16 protein-coding genes are annotated in these 17,159 nt (G+C 71.9%); 6 read left to right on the top strand and 10 right to left on the bottom strand.

Going from position 1 to position 17,159, the window contains the following annotated elements:
• Both AB0M08_RS27385 and AB0M08_RS27380 read left to right on the top strand, forming a co-directional pair.
• The coding region (locus AB0M08_RS27385) for a sigma factor-like helix-turn-helix DNA-binding protein (RefSeq protein ID WP_364498927.1) at positions 1 to 122 on the top strand (122 nt) is incomplete at its 5' end.
• 217 nt (positions 123 to 339) lie between these two features.
• On the top strand, positions 340 to 1,011 hold the full coding sequence (locus AB0M08_RS27380; protein WP_364498905.1) for a DedA family protein: 672 nt from the start codon (positions 340 to 342) through the stop codon (positions 1,009 to 1,011).
• A gap of 124 nt (positions 1,012 to 1,135) precedes the next feature.
• Here the strand turns inward: AB0M08_RS27380 and AB0M08_RS27375 are convergent, their stop codons facing one another.
• Positions 1,136 to 2,254 carry a hypothetical protein gene (locus AB0M08_RS27375; protein ID WP_364498902.1) on the bottom strand — a complete coding sequence of 373 codons (1,119 nt, stop codon included), beginning with the start codon at positions 2,252 to 2,254 and terminating at the stop codon, positions 1,136 to 1,138.
• Between the two features lie 174 nt (positions 2,255 to 2,428).
• On the opposite strand from AB0M08_RS27375, the gene AB0M08_RS27370 reads away from it, so the two are divergent.
• Positions 2,429 to 3,265, top strand: coding sequence for an SDR family NAD(P)-dependent oxidoreductase (locus AB0M08_RS27370; RefSeq protein ID WP_364498899.1), 837 nt, complete (start codon positions 2,429 to 2,431; stop codon positions 3,263 to 3,265).
• On the opposite strand, the gene AB0M08_RS27365 is transcribed toward AB0M08_RS27370, so the two are convergent.
• The gene (locus tag AB0M08_RS27365) at positions 3,194 to 5,266 is read right to left on the bottom strand and encodes an alkaline phosphatase family protein (protein ID WP_364498896.1); all 2,073 of its coding nucleotides are present in this window, start codon (positions 5,264 to 5,266) and stop codon (positions 3,194 to 3,196) included. The genes AB0M08_RS27370 and AB0M08_RS27365 overlap by 72 nt on opposite strands.
• Positions 5,267 to 5,379: 113 nt before the next feature.
• On the opposite strand from AB0M08_RS27365, the gene AB0M08_RS27360 reads away from it, so the two are divergent.
• The gene (locus AB0M08_RS27360) at positions 5,380 to 6,570 is read left to right on the top strand and encodes a glycoside hydrolase family 18 protein (protein WP_364498893.1); all 1,191 of its coding nucleotides are present in this window, start codon (positions 5,380 to 5,382) and stop codon (positions 6,568 to 6,570) included.
• Here AB0M08_RS27360 and AB0M08_RS27355 read toward each other — a convergent pair.
• Positions 6,567 to 7,232: a LamG-like jellyroll fold domain-containing protein gene (locus tag AB0M08_RS27355; protein ID WP_364498890.1), complete on the bottom strand. Its 666-nt coding sequence runs from the start codon at positions 7,230 to 7,232 to the stop codon at positions 6,567 to 6,569. The two genes, AB0M08_RS27360 and AB0M08_RS27355, sit on opposite strands and share 4 nt — an antisense overlap.
• Positions 7,233 to 7,386: 154 nt before the next feature.
• Between AB0M08_RS27355 and AB0M08_RS27350 the strand changes: the two genes are divergently transcribed.
• Positions 7,387 to 8,430 (top strand): YbhN family protein, encoded by a 1,044-nt coding sequence (locus AB0M08_RS27350; protein ID WP_364498887.1) that lies wholly within the window; start codon positions 7,387 to 7,389, stop codon positions 8,428 to 8,430.
• A gap of 58 nt (positions 8,431 to 8,488) precedes the next feature.
• Here the strand turns inward: AB0M08_RS27350 and AB0M08_RS27345 are convergent, their stop codons facing one another.
• The 5 genes from AB0M08_RS27345 to AB0M08_RS27325 form a co-directional block, all read right to left on the bottom strand.
• Entirely contained in the window at positions 8,489 to 9,205 is a 717-nt protein-coding gene (locus tag AB0M08_RS27345; RefSeq protein WP_364498884.1) for a tetratricopeptide repeat protein, read from the bottom strand.
• A gap of 47 nt (positions 9,206 to 9,252) precedes the next feature.
• Positions 9,253 to 10,269: a tetratricopeptide repeat protein gene (locus AB0M08_RS27340; protein ID WP_364498881.1), complete on the bottom strand. Its 1,017-nt coding sequence runs from the start codon at positions 10,267 to 10,269 to the stop codon at positions 9,253 to 9,255.
• Between the two features lie 104 nt (positions 10,270 to 10,373).
• Positions 10,374 to 10,961 (bottom strand): TMEM165/GDT1 family protein, encoded by a 588-nt coding sequence (locus AB0M08_RS27335; RefSeq protein ID WP_364498878.1) that lies wholly within the window; start codon positions 10,959 to 10,961, stop codon positions 10,374 to 10,376.
• 206 nt (positions 10,962 to 11,167) lie between these two features.
• Positions 11,168 to 12,763 (bottom strand): alpha/beta hydrolase, encoded by a 1,596-nt coding sequence (locus AB0M08_RS27330; RefSeq protein WP_364498875.1) that lies wholly within the window; start codon positions 12,761 to 12,763, stop codon positions 11,168 to 11,170.
• A gap of 92 nt (positions 12,764 to 12,855) precedes the next feature.
• Positions 12,856 to 14,073 carry an MFS transporter gene (locus tag AB0M08_RS27325; RefSeq protein WP_364498872.1) on the bottom strand — a complete coding sequence of 406 codons (1,218 nt, stop codon included), beginning with the start codon at positions 14,071 to 14,073 and terminating at the stop codon, positions 12,856 to 12,858.
• An 82-nt stretch (positions 14,074 to 14,155) separates the two neighbouring features.
• Here AB0M08_RS27325 and AB0M08_RS27320 point away from each other — a divergent pair, with 82 nt between their 5' ends.
• A complete protein-coding gene (locus AB0M08_RS27320; protein ID WP_364498869.1) occupies positions 14,156 to 14,725 on the top strand; it encodes a TetR/AcrR family transcriptional regulator in 570 nt (189 codons plus the stop codon).
• Positions 14,726 to 14,830: 105 nt separating this feature from the next.
• On the opposite strand, the gene AB0M08_RS27315 is transcribed toward AB0M08_RS27320, so the two are convergent.
• Positions 14,831 to 16,615 (bottom strand): MFS transporter, encoded by a 1,785-nt coding sequence (locus tag AB0M08_RS27315; RefSeq protein ID WP_364498867.1) that lies wholly within the window; start codon positions 16,613 to 16,615, stop codon positions 14,831 to 14,833.
• Between the two features lie 22 nt (positions 16,616 to 16,637).
• The gene (locus tag AB0M08_RS27310; RefSeq protein ID WP_364498864.1) at positions 16,638 to 17,069 is read right to left on the bottom strand and encodes a MarR family transcriptional regulator; all 432 of its coding nucleotides are present in this window, start codon (positions 17,067 to 17,069) and stop codon (positions 16,638 to 16,640) included.
• Positions 17,070 to 17,159 lie beyond the last annotated feature (90 nt).

Raw genomic sequence — 17,159 nt, 5'->3', positions numbered from 1 at the left:
ACGGCAACCTCACCCAATCCCAGATCGCCGACCAGATCGGCATCTCCCAGATGCACGTCTCCCGCCTGCTCACCAAGGCCCTGAGCAAGCTGCGCAACCACCTGGCCACGGACACCATCTGAATCCGTGAGCGGTAAGCAAGCCGTCGATGGCGCCAGCCCGGTTCGGGCTCGGCGCCATCGGGCCTTTCCGGGTGCAGCGCCCGTTTCCGGGCCCGGCCGAGTGCGTGACGCGGTCCGGAAACAGGCGCGTCACACGTCGGATCGACGGTGGATACCCGAAAGGTCTGATCACAGGTCCGTGCGGCTGGCCTGCTCGGCTGCCGCTACCGTGTAGCCGATGCCACCTACAGCCGACCTTCCCGGGTTTCTGCACAGTGTTGCCCCGATCCTGGACCGTTGGGGTTACCTGGCCATCGCCGGTGTGATCGGCGTGGAGAGCTTCGGTGTCCCCGCACCGGGGCAGACGATCATGGTGGCGGCGTCCATCTACGCCGGCGCCGGGCGGATGAACATCTTCGTGGTCGCGGTCATCTCGTTCGTGGCGGCCGTGATCGGCGACAACATCGGGTACTGGATCGGGCTACGGGGCGGTCGCAAGGCCGTGCACCGGTGGGGGAAGTACATCTTCGTGACCCCGGCTCGGCTGGAGCGCGCCGAGCAGTTCTTCGCGCGCCGCGGCAACGGGATCATCGTGATCGCCCGGTTCATCGACGGGCTGCGCCAGCTCAACGGCGTGATCGCCGGTGTCACCAAGATGCCGTGGAAGACGTTCACGCTGTACAACGCGATCGGCGCGGCGCTCTGGGTGGGCTGGTGGACGACGGTGTCGTACCTGCTGGGCGTGCACCTCGTGACGATCATCGAGCACGCGCACCGGTACAAGTGGCTCGCCATCGGGCTGGTCGTGCTGGCCATCGCGATCTACGTGACGCTGCACGTACGACACATCCGCAAGCGCCGGGCGAGGGCCGCCACGACGGCAGGGCCGGTCGAGGAGAACCCGGCGTAGCGCGTACCGGAGGCCGGTCCGGGAAAGAGGGACCGGAGAAGACCTGGGAACACAGAGATGGTCCTCGCCGCCCACAGCGAGGACCATCTCTGCTTTATCCCCCGGGTAATGCTGAGGTCGCTGCCTAGGTGCCGCTCGAAGCCGAGGGCGCAGCGTTGGGGGCCTGGCCGTTCGGGGCCTGACCGTTCTGCTGGGTGCCGTTCTGCTGGCCGGGCGCGCCGTTCTGCTGACCCGGCTGACCGCTCGGCACGGACGTGCTGGTGTCGCCGCCGCTGAGGGCCGCGGTGATGCCGGCGCCCACGCCACCGCCGGCGAGGAAGGCCGCGACGATGGCCGCGATGACCGCCATCTTCGGGCTCTTGCGGCCGGTGCTCGGCTCCTCCTTCGGAGGCGACCAGGGCTCCGGCTCGCTGGCCGGGGCGGCGACGGGCGCGGGCACGGCCGGAGCCTGGGCCTGCGGGCTCCACGACGGCGGCGCCTCGGCGGCCTGGCCGTTGACCGGCCAGGCGGAGGAGACCGACGCGGACGCCGAGTGACCGGTGACGGGCTCGGCGGCGGGTGCCGGCCAGCCGGCCGCGGCCACCCCGGGCGCCTGGTCCGTCTGACGGGTGCCCTGGTTCCAGGCGGCCGGGGTGGAGTCGACGGCGGTGGTACCGGCCTGCTGCCACGCGGCGGGTGCGGCGCCGCGTGCGTCGGCCATCCCGCCCTGCCCGTAGCCTGCGTGTCCGTTGCCGCTGGGCCCGTTGCCGTCCTGGCCGTTCCAGTGTGCCGGTACGGCGTCCGGGACCTGGCCGGTGCCGTTGTTCCAGTGGGCCGGTACCGAGTCGGGCACCTGGTTGCTCCAGGTCTCCGGGGTTCCGTACCCGTCGTGCCCGTCCGCGGTGTAGGGCGCGCCGGCGGCGTAAGGGGCGCCGCCGGCGCGCTCGCCCGGGGTGGGGGCCCACGGGCCACCGGTAGTGCTCGAGTGCTCCCAGGAGGCCGGCGGACCGGACTGCTCCCAGGCGGCGGGCGCGCCGCCTGGCCCAGCGGGGGAGTTGGGCCAGGCGGCGGGCGCGCCGCTGGGGTCACCGGTGGCGGACCACTGGGAGGTGGGGGCGTCCCGCTGCTCGGACTGCCACGACGCGGCCTCGGCGTGCGAGTCGCGCGACCGGGCGGCCGGCGGCCAGTCGGACGGAGCGCCCTGGCCGTACTGAGCATGGGAACGGGGGTAGGCGGAGCCGTCGGAGGCGTCGTGCTGATTCATCGTCGTTACTCCTCGGTTGGTTGCTTCCCTGGTGAAGAGAGTGGCCATCGGGTCTGTGCGCGTCCTGTGCGGTCCTTAAGCGGTGGTTATCAGTGGGCGTCGGGAACGCCGTGAATCTCGGCCAGCGATAATCGGCGACGACGATCAGCGGCCGGACGACCACGGAGGGTGGAGATGCGGCGGTTCACGTTCGCGGGGAGTACCTGTGTGATCACCGGGGCGGCCGGCGGGATCGGGGCGGCGCTCGCGCTGGACCTGGCCCGGCGGCGGGCGGTCCTGGTACTGATCGACCGGGATGCCGAGGGGCTGGCCCGGGTCGCGGCGACCGCCCGTGAGATCGGCGCCCGGGGCGTCACGACGTACCGGATAGATCTCGGTGACGGTGGCGACCGGCGCGACCTCGCCGCGGAGATCGTGTCCCGGCACGGCGGCGCGGATCTTCTGATCAACAACGCCGGGGTGACGCTGAGCGGGACGTTCGAGCAGAACAGCCTGGCGGACGTGGACTGGCTCCTGGAGATCAACCTGCACGCGGTGATCCGGATGACCAAGGCGTTCCTGCCGCAGCTGCTGGCCCGGCCGGGGTCGCACCTGGTCAACATCTCCAGCCTGTTCGGGCTGATCGCGCCGCCGCGACAGGTGGCGTACGCGACCAGCAAGTACGCGGTCCGCGGCTTCACCGAGGCGCTGCGGCACGAGCTCGTGCCGCGCGGCGTCGGGGTGACCGTGGTGCACCCGGGCGGCGTCCGGACCGACATCGCGCTGAACGCCCGGATCAGCGGGCCGGACGTGGACGGCGAACAGGCCGCGGAGAACCGGCGGTTCACCGAGAACGCGCTGACCCTGCCCCCGGAGGAGGCGGCCGCGCAGATCGTCACGGCGATCCAGAACCGCAGGCCGCGTCTGGTGATCACCCGGGCGGCCCGGGCGGCGGACTGGCTAGCCCGGCTCGCCCCGGCCCGGTACTGGGTGGTCAGCGAGCGGGTGGCCCGCAGCCGCAAGATCACCTAGCGTGATCTCCTCGCCCGGGGTCAGCCGGGACGTCTCCCGGCGGAGACCCAGCATCTCCAGCCACTCGACGAGCTGGCGGTGCACGGCGTCCGGGCCGTTCAGCTCGGCGGCGACCGGCCAGGCCGCCGGGTAGACCAGCATCGCGTCGGTCTGCCAGCCGCCCAGCCCGCCGTGCGAGCCGACCAGCTCCTCGAACGCGCCGACCTCCTGCGTCTGCGGGTCCACCGCGCTGATCACCACGAGGTCGCCGACGTGTGCGGCGAGCTGGTGGCGGAGCAGGTCACCGCGAGCCTGTGGACCGTACGGCACCAGCGGGTCCACCCCGGTGACCACGCCGTCGCGCAACCGGTGGGTGCCGCCCGGCCCGACCGCGATCGGACCGTCCACGTCGGAGACCACCACCACGCCGATACCCGGGTGGGCGGCCAGCCCCGCGATCAACCGGGGATACGCCCCCTCGATCTCCGTCCGGTCCACCCGGTGCTTGAAGCGGGTCAGATAGATCAGCGAGAGGTTGCCCGAGGAGACCACCAGCACCGGGGCGTCCGGTGTCGCCGAGGGCTCGAATCTGCCCTCCTCCTCGGCCGGGAGCAGCGTGCCGGCCACCGCGTCCGGGCCGGTCAGCCGGGTGACCACGTCGTTCAGGGTCTCGCCGTGCTGCTGGCGGAAGGTGGCGCCCTGGCTCTGCCCGTGATCGGAGAGGACGACCAGGTGGTAGCGGCGGGCCGCCTCCGGGGAGAGCCGGCCCAGCACGCCGAGCATCCGGTCCATGCCCTCCAGCTGCCGCATCGACTCCGGGCGGGCCGGGCCGGCGTGGTGCGCGACCTCGTCGTAGTCGACCAGGTCGCAGTAGATCACCGGGGCGCCGCGGGCCATCTGCTCGGCGACCAGCGACACGTTCACGTCGCGCAGCAGCATCGACGCGGGGCGCAGGGCCAGGAACGCGCCGGACCGGCTGACCCGGGGCTGCAGGTTGCGGCGGCGCTGGAGACGGGCCTGGTGCAGCTCGGTGAGGACCTCGGCCACCCCGAGGACGAGCGCGCGGGTGAAGCCGTACGGCGAGGCCATGAACGCCGCCCAGCCGCGCGCCGACCGGCCGGGCAGCGCCGCGTGGCTGACCGTGAGCAGGTTGGTGGCCGCGTCCCCGCCGAACGCGTTGCTGATGCTCGCCCCGCCGTCGCGCAGCAGGCCCCGGCCGTCGCTGAGGCGGCGCTCGATCACCGCCGCGTCGCGCGGGCGGTTCGCCACCATCAGCTTGCCGGACTCCTTCTCGTACCAGCGGAAGGCCGGGATCTGCCGGGAGGCGCCGTGCAGAATGCCGGCCTGCGACGCCGGGGTGGTCGAGGGCAGGCCGGTGTGCCACTGCCGGACGTGGTGGCTGCCGCTGCGCAGCCAGTGCCCGAGGGTGGGCAGGTTGCCGGCCCGCAGCGCCCAGCGCAGCACCGGCTCGGCCACCCCGTCCAGCTGCACCACCAGCAGGCCCGGCGCGGTGCCGGGGACCGGGCGGCGCATCGAGAAGAACGGGCCGCCGTCGCGCCGGGCCGCCCGCCGCCGGACGCCGCGCATCAGCCGCCGGGCCTCCCGGACGAACGTGTCGTCGCTGCCGCTGTCCGCCATCCAGTCCAGCAGCGCGGCGAAGACCACCGCCAGGATCGCGGCGATCACCAGCGTGGGCAGGCCGCGGATCCGGCTCGCCGGGTCCAGCTTGAGCGCGACCACCATCACCACCACCTGGGCGAGCACCCCGAAGAGCATCGCGCCCCAGCCGCCCAGCGCGGTGATCGCGAGCAGCAGCAGCGGCCGCAGCACCGCGCCGACCACCGCGACCAGCACCACCAGGCCCAGCGTGTCGGCGATGTCGGCGCTGGCCACGCCGGGCATCAGCCAGAGCGTCACGGTGACCACCACGAAGGTGGTCACGGCGCTGCGCAGCACGGCCCGCATCCGCCCCAGCACTCGGCGCCAGGCGAAGAGAGCGCGTACCTCCGGGCTGATGGCCACGGGATGACGATTACACAGGTGTGCACGACCGGCCCGCCGAGGTAGCCGCCCTCACATCCTCGATCGGGTGAATGAGGGGCAGAACGCCCGAACCGGCGGATACCTTCGGCCCGGTGCGCATCCGGTCGGCGGTCCTCGCCCTACTCCTCCTGGCCCTCGCCGCCTGCCAGGCGACGCCGCGCCCGGCTCCCGCTCCGGACCATCGGAGTTCGGTACTGGCCGGCTACTACACCGAATGGGCCGGGTACGGCCGCGGATACCGGGTCGCCGACGTCGAGGCGACCGGTGCGGCACGCCGTCTCACCCATCTCCTGTACGCGTTCGGCAAGGTCGACGGGGGCGAGTGCGGGGTCGGGGACGCGTGGGCGGCATACCAGAAGCCGATCGCCGCGATGGACAGCGTGGACGGTGCGGCGGACGACGCGGACACGCCGCTGCGCGGGAACTTCGGTCAGCTGCGCAAGCTGAAGGCGACCTACCCCGATCTCAAGATCCTCTGGTCGTTCGGCGGGTGGACCTGGTCGTCGGGGTTCACCGAGGCCGCCCGGGATCCGGAGCGGTTCGCCCGCTCCTGCCGCGCGCTGGTCGAGGATCCGCGCTGGGCCGGGCTCTTCGACGGCATCGACGTGGACTGGGAGTACCCGAACGCCTGCGGCCTGACCTGCGACACCAGCGGGCGGGAGGCGCTGCCCCGGATGCTCACCGCCCTGCGTGCCGCCTTCGGCGCGGGCGCCGTGGTGACCGCGGCCGTTCCGGGTGACGTCACCAAGCTGCGGGCGACCGACTACCGGGCGGCCGCGGGGCAGGTGGATTGGCTGAGCGCCATGACGTACGACTACTTCGGGGCCGGCTCCGCCTCCGGGGGACGGACGGCACCGCACTCGCCGTTGAGCGCGTACCCCGGGATCCCGAGGACCACGTCCACCACCGAGTCGACGGTGAACGAGCTGCTGGCGCTCGGGGTGCCCGCGTCGAAGGTGCTCGTCGGGGTCGGGTTCTACGGGCGGGGGTGGACCGGGGTGAACGGCGCCACCCCGGGCGGGACGGCCACCGGGCCGGCACCCGGAACGTACGAGAAGGGCATGGAGGACTACAAGGTGCTCGTGGCACGCTGCCCACCGACCGGCACGATCGGGGGTACGGCGTACGCGGTCTGCGGCTCGCAGTGGTGGTCGTACGACACCCCGTCGACCGTGCGCGGGAAGCTCGCGTACGCGAAATCTCAGAAGTTGCGGGGGATGTTCGCCTGGGAGCTCTCGGGGGACTCGAGGGACGGCGCCCTGCTGGCGGCCGCCGCCGGTTAACCGATCTCCACCCAGACGTTGTCGAGGACGCCGTTGAACTGGTCGTTGTCCCGGTACGCGCCCTTGCCACCGATGCTCAGTGGGCGGTCGTTCGCCACGGCCAGGGTGACCGGCACCCGGGTGCCGCCGCGCAGCACGCCGTCCACGTAGATCTCGAAGACCTCGCCGCTGCGCCGGCACCGGACGCTGTGCCAGCGGCCGTCGGCGGTGCCGATCGTGCTGCGGACCATCCGGATGCCCGGCTGGCGCACGTCGACCAGCACACAGCTCGGCCGTCCCGCGTCGCCGTCGATCTGCAGCTTGTACTGGCTGCTGGTCTTCGAGTACCCCTTCTGCAGGATGTTCTGGCCCTTGCTGGTGGCGTTCGAGGCGAGCAGCATCTCGGCGCCGAACGAGAAGTCCCGGGTGCCGGGGTTCAGGTCGGCGCTGTCCGGGCTCTGCAACGCCACGTGCGGGCAGATCTGCAGGACGCAGTGATCGGGGAAGGCCAGCGCGATGCCGGGGCCGTGCGCCACCGGGCGTACCCGGCCGCCGTGCCCGGAGATCACCCGGAGGGTGTGCCCGAAGCCGGACTCGTCGTCGATCGCGGGCGCCGCCTCGTTGAAGTCGTACCGCGCGATGATCGCTGGGGGCGGTGGCACCGTTGCCAGGAGGGCCATCATGCCAGAATTATCCGACTAATCCAGATTTTTTCAAACTTCCTGCGACTGAAAACGGCCTGGACCGGACGGTGCGGCCACCGCCGGGGCACCGGGCGCCGGGCGGGTGCGGCGGAACCACGCATCCCGGCGGGTATCCGGTGGGACGATGCGGGGGATGACCGCGACCCCGGTGACGGCCCCACCGGCCGCCGGGCCGCCGAAGTGGCGGTACCGGGGTCCGCTGGTGGCCGTGGCGGTGCTGATCGTCCTCGCGGTCGAGATCGTCGTGGGATGGTCCGCGCTGCACCAGGCGATCGGCCAGCTGCGCGCACCACACTGGGGCTGGGTGGCGGCGGCGCTCGCGGCCGAGATCGCGTCGATGGGCACCTATGCGCGAATGCAGCGGGCTCTCCTGCGCGGTGCGGGGACCAAGGTCAGCGTACGGCGGCACGTCGCGATGGCGTACGCGTCACACTCGCTGAGCGTGACACTGCCCGGCGGGCCACTCTTCTCGACCAGCTTCAACTTCCGGCAGATGCGGCGGTACGGGGCCTCCCCCGCCGAGGCGTCCTGGTGTATCGCGATCAGTGGGGCGCTCTCCAGCGGGGCGCTGATCCTGGTCGGGGCGGTCGGCGGCATCCTGGCCAGGAACACCGGCAGTTGGCGGTCCCTGATCGGGTACGGGGTGGCGGCGATCGCGGTGACCGCCGCGGTACGCCTGATCGCGGTACGGCCGCGCCTGCTGGAGAGGCCGGTACGGGCGCTGCTCGGCGGGGTGAACCGGGTGCGCCGGCGGCCGCCCCAGCACGGGGCGGATCGCCTCTTCGGGTTCGTCGTGCAACTGCGGGCGATCCGGGTGCATCCGGCGCGGTTCGCCCTGGCGGCGGCGCTGGCCTGCGCGAACTGGCTGTTCGACGCGCTCTGCCTGTGGATGTGCTGCGTCGCCGTCGAGGTGGACCGGATCGGTGCCGACCGGATCAGTGCGGTGCATCTGCTGATCGCGTACTGCGCGGGGATGGCGGCCGCGAGCGTACCGGTGGTGCCGGGCGGGCTCGGGGTGGTGGACGGGGCGCTGGTGCTGGGGCTGGTGGCGGGTGGCCTGGACAGCGCCGGCGCGGTCGCCGCGGTGGTGCTCTACCGCCTGATCAGTTTCGGCTTCATCATCGGCACCGGCTGGCTCGTCTGGTTGCTGCTCCGGCACCGGCACCGCTCGACCTGAACACGGCCGGCCCGTGTTTCGGAATCCGGCCGCAACACGGGCCAGGTGTGATGTCCAGCTAGGCCTGCTCCTCGGGGCGGATGACGGTGGGCTCGGACTTGCGGCCGAAGAGCTTCCAGCCGCGCTTCTTCTTCTCCGGGGTCGGGACGGCGTCGCCGTTCAGGATGTCGAGGCGCTGCCTGGCGACCGGGTTGTTCGGCTCGAGGCGGAGCGACGTCTGCAGGGACTGGCGGGCCTGGTCGATGTGGCCGAGCGCGGCCAGGGCCACCCCATGGGTGAAGTAGTAGTGGGCCTCGTACGGGTCCAGGCCGACGGCGGTGCGGGCAGCCTGTTCGGCGTCGGCGAGCTGGCGGTCGGCGGCCAGCAGGGCCCAGGCCACCCGGTCGTGCCAGAGCGGGTTCTTCGGCTCGACGATGACGGCGCGGTAGGCCATGCCCATCGCCTCGTCGTGCTTGCCGAGCAGGGTGAGCGCGCGGCTCGCGATCGCCAGCGGGCGTGGGTCCTCGGGCGCCTGCTCGGCGGCCCGGTTCGCCGCGTGCAGGGCCGGTTCGACCTGGTCGAGGGCGAGCCGGAGGCGCGCCATCAGGATCCAGCCGGCGGGTGCCTCGGGCCGGGCGGCGAGGGCCGGTTCGAGCAGCGCGAGGGCCTGCTCGGGCTGCATGTTCTCGAAGAGCGCGGCGGCCTGGGTGACCGCCATGTCGGCCGGGTCGGCGGCGGCACGCTCGGCGGCGCCGGGAGCGGCGATGGGCGTGGGCGGTAGGGGGATAGTGCTCACAGGCCCTATTTCGGCAGGTTCGCCGGAGATATGAGCTCAATGCGACGTCAGACCGCTCGCGGGACCACGGCGGTGAGCAGGCGGACCGCGAAACCGGCGATCGTTGCGGCGGCGAGCAACTCGGTCAGCCACTCGGCCGGCGCCACCGTGGCGGCCAGCAGCAGGAGCAGGGTCACCGCGGTGGTCAGGCCGGCGATCCGCCGCCTGCTCAGCACATCTTTGAGGTACGCCCGGAGCCCTCGATCGAGACGGGCCACGAAGTATCCCGCGTACGCCGCCGGGACCAGCGCCGCCGCGGCGGCCAGGACACGCGCCCCGGCCGCCGAGTCGTCCGCCACCTGCCAGCCCAGGTAGGCGAGCACCACCAGGATGATCGCGGTGTAGACCAGGAATTGCCGCAGCGCCGCGTCGAGCAGCGAGCGGCTGGCCTCCTGGCTCGGGTCGGCGCGCAGGGCACCGGCGAGTCCGGCGGCGCCCCGGGCCAGCCGGGAGAGCGCGAACGGGTTCCGGTGCACCACGTCGAAGGCGGCCAGCTCGTGCCGGGCGATCGCGTTGTCCGGCTCGCGTTCCAGCGCGTCGCGCAGCGCCTGCCGGGCCCGGTCCGGCAGTTGCAGGGCCTTCATCACCATGGCGTACGTGATCCGGAAGTCCGCCTCGCCGGGATCCAGGCGGATCGCCTCGCGCGCCGCGTGCTCCGCGTCGATCAGCCGGACTCCCTCCTCCAGCAGCGCCCAGGCCAGCCGGTTGTGCCGGTACGGGTTCTCCGGCTCGCGCAGCACCGCGGCCCGGGCGGTCTCGATCGCCGGCTCGTGCCGGTGCAGCGCGGTCTGCACCCGGCTGAGGGCGGTCAGCGACTCCGGGGACTCCGGAGCGTTGCGGACCGCCCGCTCGGCCGTCTCCAGCGCGAGCTCCGGCTTCCGCAGGGCCAGCTGCACGTGGGTCATCAGGACCAGCGCGCCCACGTTGTCCGGCTCGGCGGCGAGCACCGGGCCGAGCAACTCGGCGGCGCCGGCGGCCTCGCCGCGCTGCAACTGCATCCGCGCCATCGCGACCTGTCGCAGCACGACACCTCTCCCTCTCGATCTTGGCAGCCGTCGCCCACCTGCCGGCAGCCGCGACTTCGCCAAGATCTCAATGATGCCGTGACCGGCCGCGTGGCCGGCCGTGGCTAGCGGAGGTCGACGACCGCCTCGATCAGCAGCCAGATGCCGAAGATAGCGAAGAGGGCGGCCGCTCCCCACTTGATCACCTTTTCCGGCAGGTGCCGGCCGAGGTAGCGGCCGACCAGGATGGCGAGCGCGTCGGCGGCCACCATGCCCACCGTCGAGCCGACCCAGGTGCCGAACCAGCCGTGCTGGGTGGCGAGCGTGATGGTCGCGAGCATGGTCTTGTCACCCAGCTCGGCCAGGAAGAACGCGCCGCCGACGGCAAGGATCGCGGAGCCGGTGGACTTCTCCGCCTTGGACTTCTCCTCGTCGGTGAGGTGGTCCCCGCGCAGCGTCCAGGCGCCGAAGGCGAGAAACGCGACACCGGCGACGAGCGAGATCCAGCCGGTCGGGAGGGCGGCGCCGAGGCCGTACCCGATGCCGACCGAGACCAGGTGGACCAGCGCGGTGGCCGCGGTGATGCCGACCAGCACCGGGACGGGCTTGAAGCGGGTGGCGAACGTCATCGCCATGAGCTGGGACTTGTCGCCGAGCTCGGCGACGAAGATGACCGCGAAGCTGACGGCCAGCGCGGTGAGGAAACCTTGCACGGATACTCCCGGTTTTAAACACGACCGGGTTCTGGGCGCAGGGCGACCTCGACCCGGCCGTTCGTGTGAACAGCCTGGTCGAAGGTCTCGCTCGCCTTGGGAAAGGCCGCGCGGCCGGACGCCCGAACAGGCGCGTCAGTATGTCGACCGCGACATTGGGAGCTACTCCCCTTCGCGGGGTCGACTATAGCCGACCCCGCGACCGGTCAGCCCCGCCCTGTGATCATTTCCTGCAGGTGGAGCCGCTCCAGCAGCACCGGAGCACGCTGCGCGAGCGGCGCCCCGAGGCCCGGCTGCGCCAGCGGATCACACTTCTTGTCGGACTCGTCACCCGCGGCCCGCTTCGGCAGCGCGCCGGTGGCCAGGTAGTCCGCGACCGCGTCGTCGACACAGGCGTTGCCGAAGAGCGAGCCGGCGTGCGTGGTGCCGTTCACGCCCTCGATCAGCGCGGCCTTCGGGAAGCGACGGCGCACCTCGAGGCTGCCGCTGAACGGGGTCGCCGCGTCCAGGGTCTCGCTGAGCAGCAGAATCGGCGGCGCCTTCGCGCCGTCCACCCGGATCGGCGTGCCGGGCGGCGCGGCCCAGTGCCGGCACGGCGCGTTGTACCAGGCGTTGCCCCAGGTCTCGAAGGGCGACTTCTCGTAGACCCGCCAGTTGTCCTCGGCCCACTTGGACCACTCGCTCGGCCAGGGCGCGTCGGTGCACTGGACGGCGAGGTAGATCGCGTAGCTGTTGTCGCCCTCGGGGGTCTTCGCGTTGTTCTCGTCGTAGAGCCGCTTCAGGCCCTCCGGCTTGTGGTCCACCACCCAGTCGGCGAACGCCCGGGCGACCTCCTCCCAGTTGAAGATGTAGTAGCCCGGCTGCAGGAAGATGTCGGTCAGCTCGGCCGGGCCGATCGACCCGCCGGCCGGCTTGGTGGCCAGCTCGGCAAGCTGCTTGTAGTACGCCTGCTCGACCTGGGCGGCGGTCGTGCCGAGGTGGTACACGGCGTCGCGCTTGGCGATCCAGCCGAAGTAGATCTTGATGTTCCGGTCGAACGCGATGTCCTGGTCGATGTTCGACTGGTACCAGACGCGGGATGGGTTGACGTTGCCGTCCAGCACCATCCGGCGGACCCGGTCCGGGAACATCGTGGCGTAGACCTGGCCCAGATACGTCCCGTACGAGAAGCCGTAGAAGTTGATCTGCGGCGCGCCCAGGGCCCGCCGGATGCTCTCCATGTCCCGGACGGTGTCCTCGGTGCGCAGGTGGTCCAGGAGCGGGCCGCCGGCCTTGGCGCACTTGGCGGCGTACTCGGTGGTCCGGGCGTGCCAGGCCTTCTCGATCGCCGGGGTGGTCGGCACGTACGGCGGGCGGTTGTACCCGGCGTAGTCCTTCTGGCAGCTCAAGCGCGGTTTGCTGGCGCCCACCCCGCGCGGGTCGAAGCCGATCCAGTCATACGCCAGGCCCGCGCCCCTCGGCACGTGCGAGCCGATCGTGGCCATCGGCCGCCCCGCGCCGCCCGGTCCGCCCGGGTTGACCAGGATGACGCCCTGGTACTTCTCCGCCGAGACGGCGTGCTTGACCCGCGAGACCGCGAGCTGGAGTTTGACGCCCTTCGGGTTCGCGTAGTCCCGCGGCACCGTCACGGTGCCGCACTCCACGCCCTGTGCCTTCAGCGCGGGGTCGGCGCAGGGGCTCCACGTGACCGGTGGCGGCACGTAGTCGGGCCCCCCGCGCTTGGTGCCGGCCTCCGCCGAGGTGACCGCGGCACCGACCGCGCAGAGCGCGACCGCAGTGGCGGCCGCCCAGAATCTCTTCATGATTGCCCCTTGTGTCCGATTCGCACCATATGCTTAAGGCGCGGCCGGGTGAATGCCACCCGTCCACGCCGAGACGGACACGAAAGGGGTGATTAACCCCTGCGGCGCTGGGCCAGCAGCGCCAGCGCGCCGAGGGCCGCGACGGCGGCGCCGTAGACCAGCACGGTGGCGTGCAGGCCGACTCGGCCGGCGGCCACTCCGGCGATCACGGCGGGCAGGCTGAGCGCCGCGTACGAGATCACCAGCGCCACCGCGAGAAGTTCGCTCCGCTCGTGCGGCTGCGCGATCTGGGCCAGAGTGCTGAACGAGGCCAGGGCCGCCGCGCCGAACCCGGCACCAGAGACCACCGAACCGGCCGTGGCCAGCGGGAGACTGCCGGCGACCAGGCCGGCCACGGTGATCAGACCGCCCGCGACCAGACCGCTCCCGGCGACCAGCAGCACCCGCGGGGTCGGCGTGCCGCGCAGCAGGAACGAGGTGAGCGCGCCGACACCGCAGACGATCGCGACGACCAGGCCGCCGATCAGGTGGTCGTGGATGCCGAACGAGTCGGCCGCCACGGACGGGCCGAGCGAGAGGTAGAGGCCACCCAGCGCCCAGCTGGCCACGATGATCGGGACCAGGGCGACCAGGTCGGCGCGGAGCCGGGCCGGCACGCCGAGACGCGGGGTCAGCGAGGCGGCGGCACCGGGACGGCGGGCCGCGGTCTCCGGCATCAGGGCCACCGCCAGCCCGGCGACGGCCATGCCGGCCAGCAGCAGAGCGAAGACGAGGTGGGTCGGGAACGGCGCGAACTCCACCAGCAGGCCGCAGCCGAGCGCACCCAGGCCGAGACCACCGACCGGGGCGATGCCGCTGATCAGGCCGGCCCGGCCGGGTGCGTGCTCGGGGTTGAGATCGATCAGGGCGGCGCCGAGCGTGCTGAGCGCGGCGCCGGTCGCGACGCCCTGCACGATCCGGGCGGCGAGCAGCGCCGAGACGTCGCCGGCGACCAGGAAGAGCACCAGGGCGACCGCCTCCAGCACGATGGCGCCGGCCAGCACCGGGCGGCGGCCCACGTAGTCGGAGAGCGCGCCGAGGGTGAGCAGCGCGGCGATCAGGGCGACCACGTAGACCGCGAAGATCACTGTGAGCATGGCCGCGGAGAAGCCCCACTCGCGCTGGTAGACGACGTAGAGCGGGGACGGGACGGCGGCCGCGGCGGCGAAGGTGACCAGGATCGCGGCGATCGCGGCGAAGGCGGTGGCCCGGCTCAGCCTCGCGCCCCGGACGGGTCTCGCCGGGGCCGGGCGTTCGGCGACTGCGGTCATCGTGGGCTCCTCGGGGAAATGAACAGACAGGTCTGTCTAGTCGGAAGCGACACTAGACAGACCTGTCTGTTATCGTCAAGCCATGCCGGTCACATCACCCCGAAGGACGGCCCGCGAGCGGCTGCTCGACGCGGCGGACGAGCTCTTCTACGCCGAGGGCGTGCACACCGTCGGCATCGATCGGGTGATCGAGCACGCCGGGGTCGCCAAGGCATCGCTGTACACCGCGTTCGGCAGCAAGGACGGGCTGGTCCGGGCCTATCTGCAGGGCCGGCACCGGGAACGGCGGGACCGGATCACCCGAGGGCTGGACCGGTTCGGCACGCCACGGGACCGGCTGCTCGGCGTCTTCGACCTGCTCGCGGAGTCGGCGTCCGAGCCGGGGTTCCGGGGGTGCGCCTTCTACAACGCCGGGGCCGAGTCGGACCCGTCCGGCGTGGTCCGCGAGGAGAGCACGGCGAACCGGGCGTGGACGCGGCAGCTCTTCGTGACGCTGGCGCGCGAGGCGGGGGCCGCCGACCCGGAGGGCCTCGGGCGGCAGCTCGTGGTGCTCTACGACGGCGCGACGACCGGCGCCCGGCAGAACCCGGGGCCCGAGGTGCCACTGACAGCTCGGAGGATCGCGGCGATGCTGCTGGACACGACGCCGTGAAAAGCACTCGCTCCGGCCACCTTCGAGCGGGGCCGGAGCGAGAGGACCGGCCGCCTTTTGAGCGGGGCCGGAGCGGGAGGACCGTACTATAAGGAGGTTTTGACCTTAATCTTCTAGTGGTTCGGGAATGCGGGTCGCGGGAGCGAGGGGCTGCGCGTCGGCCAGTTCGGCACTCAGCTCGGCCTCGTGCGCGATGAAGGCCGCTGCCGTCTGGTCCGGGGCGTCGGGCGCTTCCGGCTTCTTGCGGGTACGGATCAGGGAGGCCAGGGCACCGAGCACCGCCATGCCGATCGCCATCCAGAAGACGACCACGAGGCCGTCGTGGAAGGGGTCGGCGATCAGCTTGGGGAAGAACTCCAGGCCGGTCAGCGTCGCGGCGTTGTCGGCGGGGAGGGCGCCGAGCACGGTGGAGCCGAGCAGTTCGGCGATCGGGTTGTAGCCGAGGAAGGCGGCGAAGAGCGTGCCGACCGGCGGGATCTGCGCGGCCTGAGCGGCGACGTCGGCCGGGACGCCCTGCGCGGTGAGACCCGCGTTCAGGCTGGCCGGCAGCGAGTCGGAGAGGCCGGCCACCATCAGCGAGAAGAAGACGCCGATGGAGAGCACCTGGCCGGCGTTCATGAAGGTGGCCCGCATGCCGGAGGCAGCGCCGCGCATGTTCGCCGGGACGGTCGACATCAGCAGCGACGTGTTCGGCGCCGAGAAGAGGCCACCGCCCAGGCCGTTGATGAAGATCAGGATCGCGAAGACCGGGTAGCTGAAGTCGCCGGGCACGAAGAGCAGGCCCGCGAAGGAGGCCGCCATCACCAGCAGTCCACCGGCCGCGAAGGGGCGCGGGCCGAACCGGTCGGAGAGGAAGCCGGAGACCGGGCCGGCCACCAGGAAGCCGATCGTCAACGGGACCAGGTAGATGCCGGCCCAGAGCGGGGTCGACTCGTAGCTGTAGCCGTGCAGCGGCAGCCAGATGCCCTGCAACCAGATGATCAGCATGAACTGCAGGCCGCCGCGGGCCACGCTGGAGAGCAGGTTCGCCAGGTTGCCGCCGGTGAACGCGGGGTCGCGGAAGAGCTTCAGCGGGAACATCGGCTCGGCGACCTTCGTCTCGATGATCCCGAAGATCACCAGCACGATCGCGCCGCCGATCAGGCCGGTCAGCACCCACGGGTTGGTCCAGCCCTGGGTGTGGCCGCCGTAGGGCTGGATGCCGTAGGTGATGCCGACCAGCAACGCGGTGAGCCCGATCGCGAAGGTGGCGTTACCCCACCAGTCGATCTTCGCCTGCCGCCGGACACCGGTGTCGTGCAGCGAGCGGTACGCCCAGACCGCGCCGACCACGCCGAGCGGGATGTTCACCCAGAAGACCGAGCGCCAGTCCCACTCGGCCAGCACGCCACCCGCGACCAGGCCGATGAACGAGCCGGCCAGCGCCGAGACGATGTTGACGCCGAGCGCCATGCCACGCTGCTTGGGCGGGAACGCGTCGGTGATGATCGCGGCCGAGTTGGCCATCAGCATCGCGCCGCCGATCGCCTGCACCACCCGCCAGCCGATCAGCCAGATCGCGCCCGCGCCGCCGGTGAACGGGTCGACGGAGAGCACGATCGAGACGAGCGTGAAGATCGCGAACCCGGCGTTGTAGATCTTGACGCGGCCGTACATGTCGCCGAGCCGGCCCAGCGTCACCACGAGCACCGCGGTGACCAGCATGTAGCCCATCAGCATCCAGAGCAGGTAGCTGACGTTCCCGGCGGCCAGCGGGTTGATCTCGATGCCCTTGAAGATGGCGGGCAGCGAGATCAGGACGATCGACGAGTTGATCGTGGCAAGCAGGTTGCCGAGGGTGGTGTTGGTGAGCGCGACCCACTTGTAGCGCGGATGGTCGACGGGCAGCACGCGATCTCGCCCCTTCTCCTGATTAGTTCTCGATGAGCAGATCGTTGAGCCGGTCCAGGGCCGGGAGAGCGGACACGATCGCCGCCCGCTCGTCCTGCCCGAGTCGCCGCAGCACCGCGGAGAGCGCCTCCGCGCGCCCGGCCCGGCGGCGGGCGACGGCGTCGCGCCCGGCGTCGGTGATGCTGACGACCACGACCCGGCCGTCGGCCGGGTCACCTCCCCGCTCGGCCAGCCCGTCCCGTTCCAGGCGGCTGACCAGCTGCGTCATCGCGGGCTGGGTCACCCCTTCGGGGACGTGCAGGTCGCAGAGCCGGTGCGGGCCGGTGCGCTCCAGGCGGGCCAGCGTCGACGCGGCGGTGAGGCTGAGCTCCTCCCGCGGAGTGATCCGGCGCAGGGCGGCGTAGAGCCGTTCGAAGGCCGCCGCGACGGCCAGGTCCTCGCTGGGGATGCTCACTGTTGATATATATCAGCAGGTTATACAAGCGCCTTATGGAACGTGACAACGGGCACTACTCGAACGGGCCACCGGCGCTTTATGGTGCAC

This window comes from Actinoplanes sp. NPDC051851 (assembly GCF_040681165.1).
GTDB lineage: Bacteria > Actinomycetota > Actinomycetes > Mycobacteriales > Micromonosporaceae > Actinoplanes.
Note: the sequence above shows the minus strand (reverse complement) of the source record. Positions and strands in the feature narration are given on the sequence as shown.

What these genes read in the sequence shown, in the direction of transcription:
- AB0M08_RS27350 (WP_364498887.1), top strand. Translation starts at nt 7,387, where the DNA reads ATGACCGCGACCCCGGTGACGGCCCCACCGGCCGCCGGGCCGCCGAAG.
- AB0M08_RS27375 (WP_364498902.1), bottom strand. Translation starts at nt 2,254, where the DNA reads ATGAATCAGCACGACGCCTCCGACGGCTCCGCCTACCCCCGTTCCCAT.
- AB0M08_RS27355 (WP_364498890.1), bottom strand. Translation starts at nt 7,232, where the DNA reads ATGATGGCCCTCCTGGCAACGGTGCCACCGCCCCCAGCGATCATCGCG.
- AB0M08_RS27370 (WP_364498899.1), top strand. Translation starts at nt 2,429, where the DNA reads ATGCGGCGGTTCACGTTCGCGGGGAGTACCTGTGTGATCACCGGGGCG.
- AB0M08_RS27320 (WP_364498869.1), top strand. Translation starts at nt 14,156, where the DNA reads ATGCCGGTCACATCACCCCGAAGGACGGCCCGCGAGCGGCTGCTCGAC.
- AB0M08_RS27380 (WP_364498905.1), top strand. Translation starts at nt 340, where the DNA reads ATGCCACCTACAGCCGACCTTCCCGGGTTTCTGCACAGTGTTGCCCCG.
- AB0M08_RS27330 (WP_364498875.1), bottom strand. Translation starts at nt 12,763, where the DNA reads ATGAAGAGATTCTGGGCGGCCGCCACTGCGGTCGCGCTCTGCGCGGTC.
- AB0M08_RS27325 (WP_364498872.1), bottom strand. Translation starts at nt 14,073, where the DNA reads ATGACCGCAGTCGCCGAACGCCCGGCCCCGGCGAGACCCGTCCGGGGC.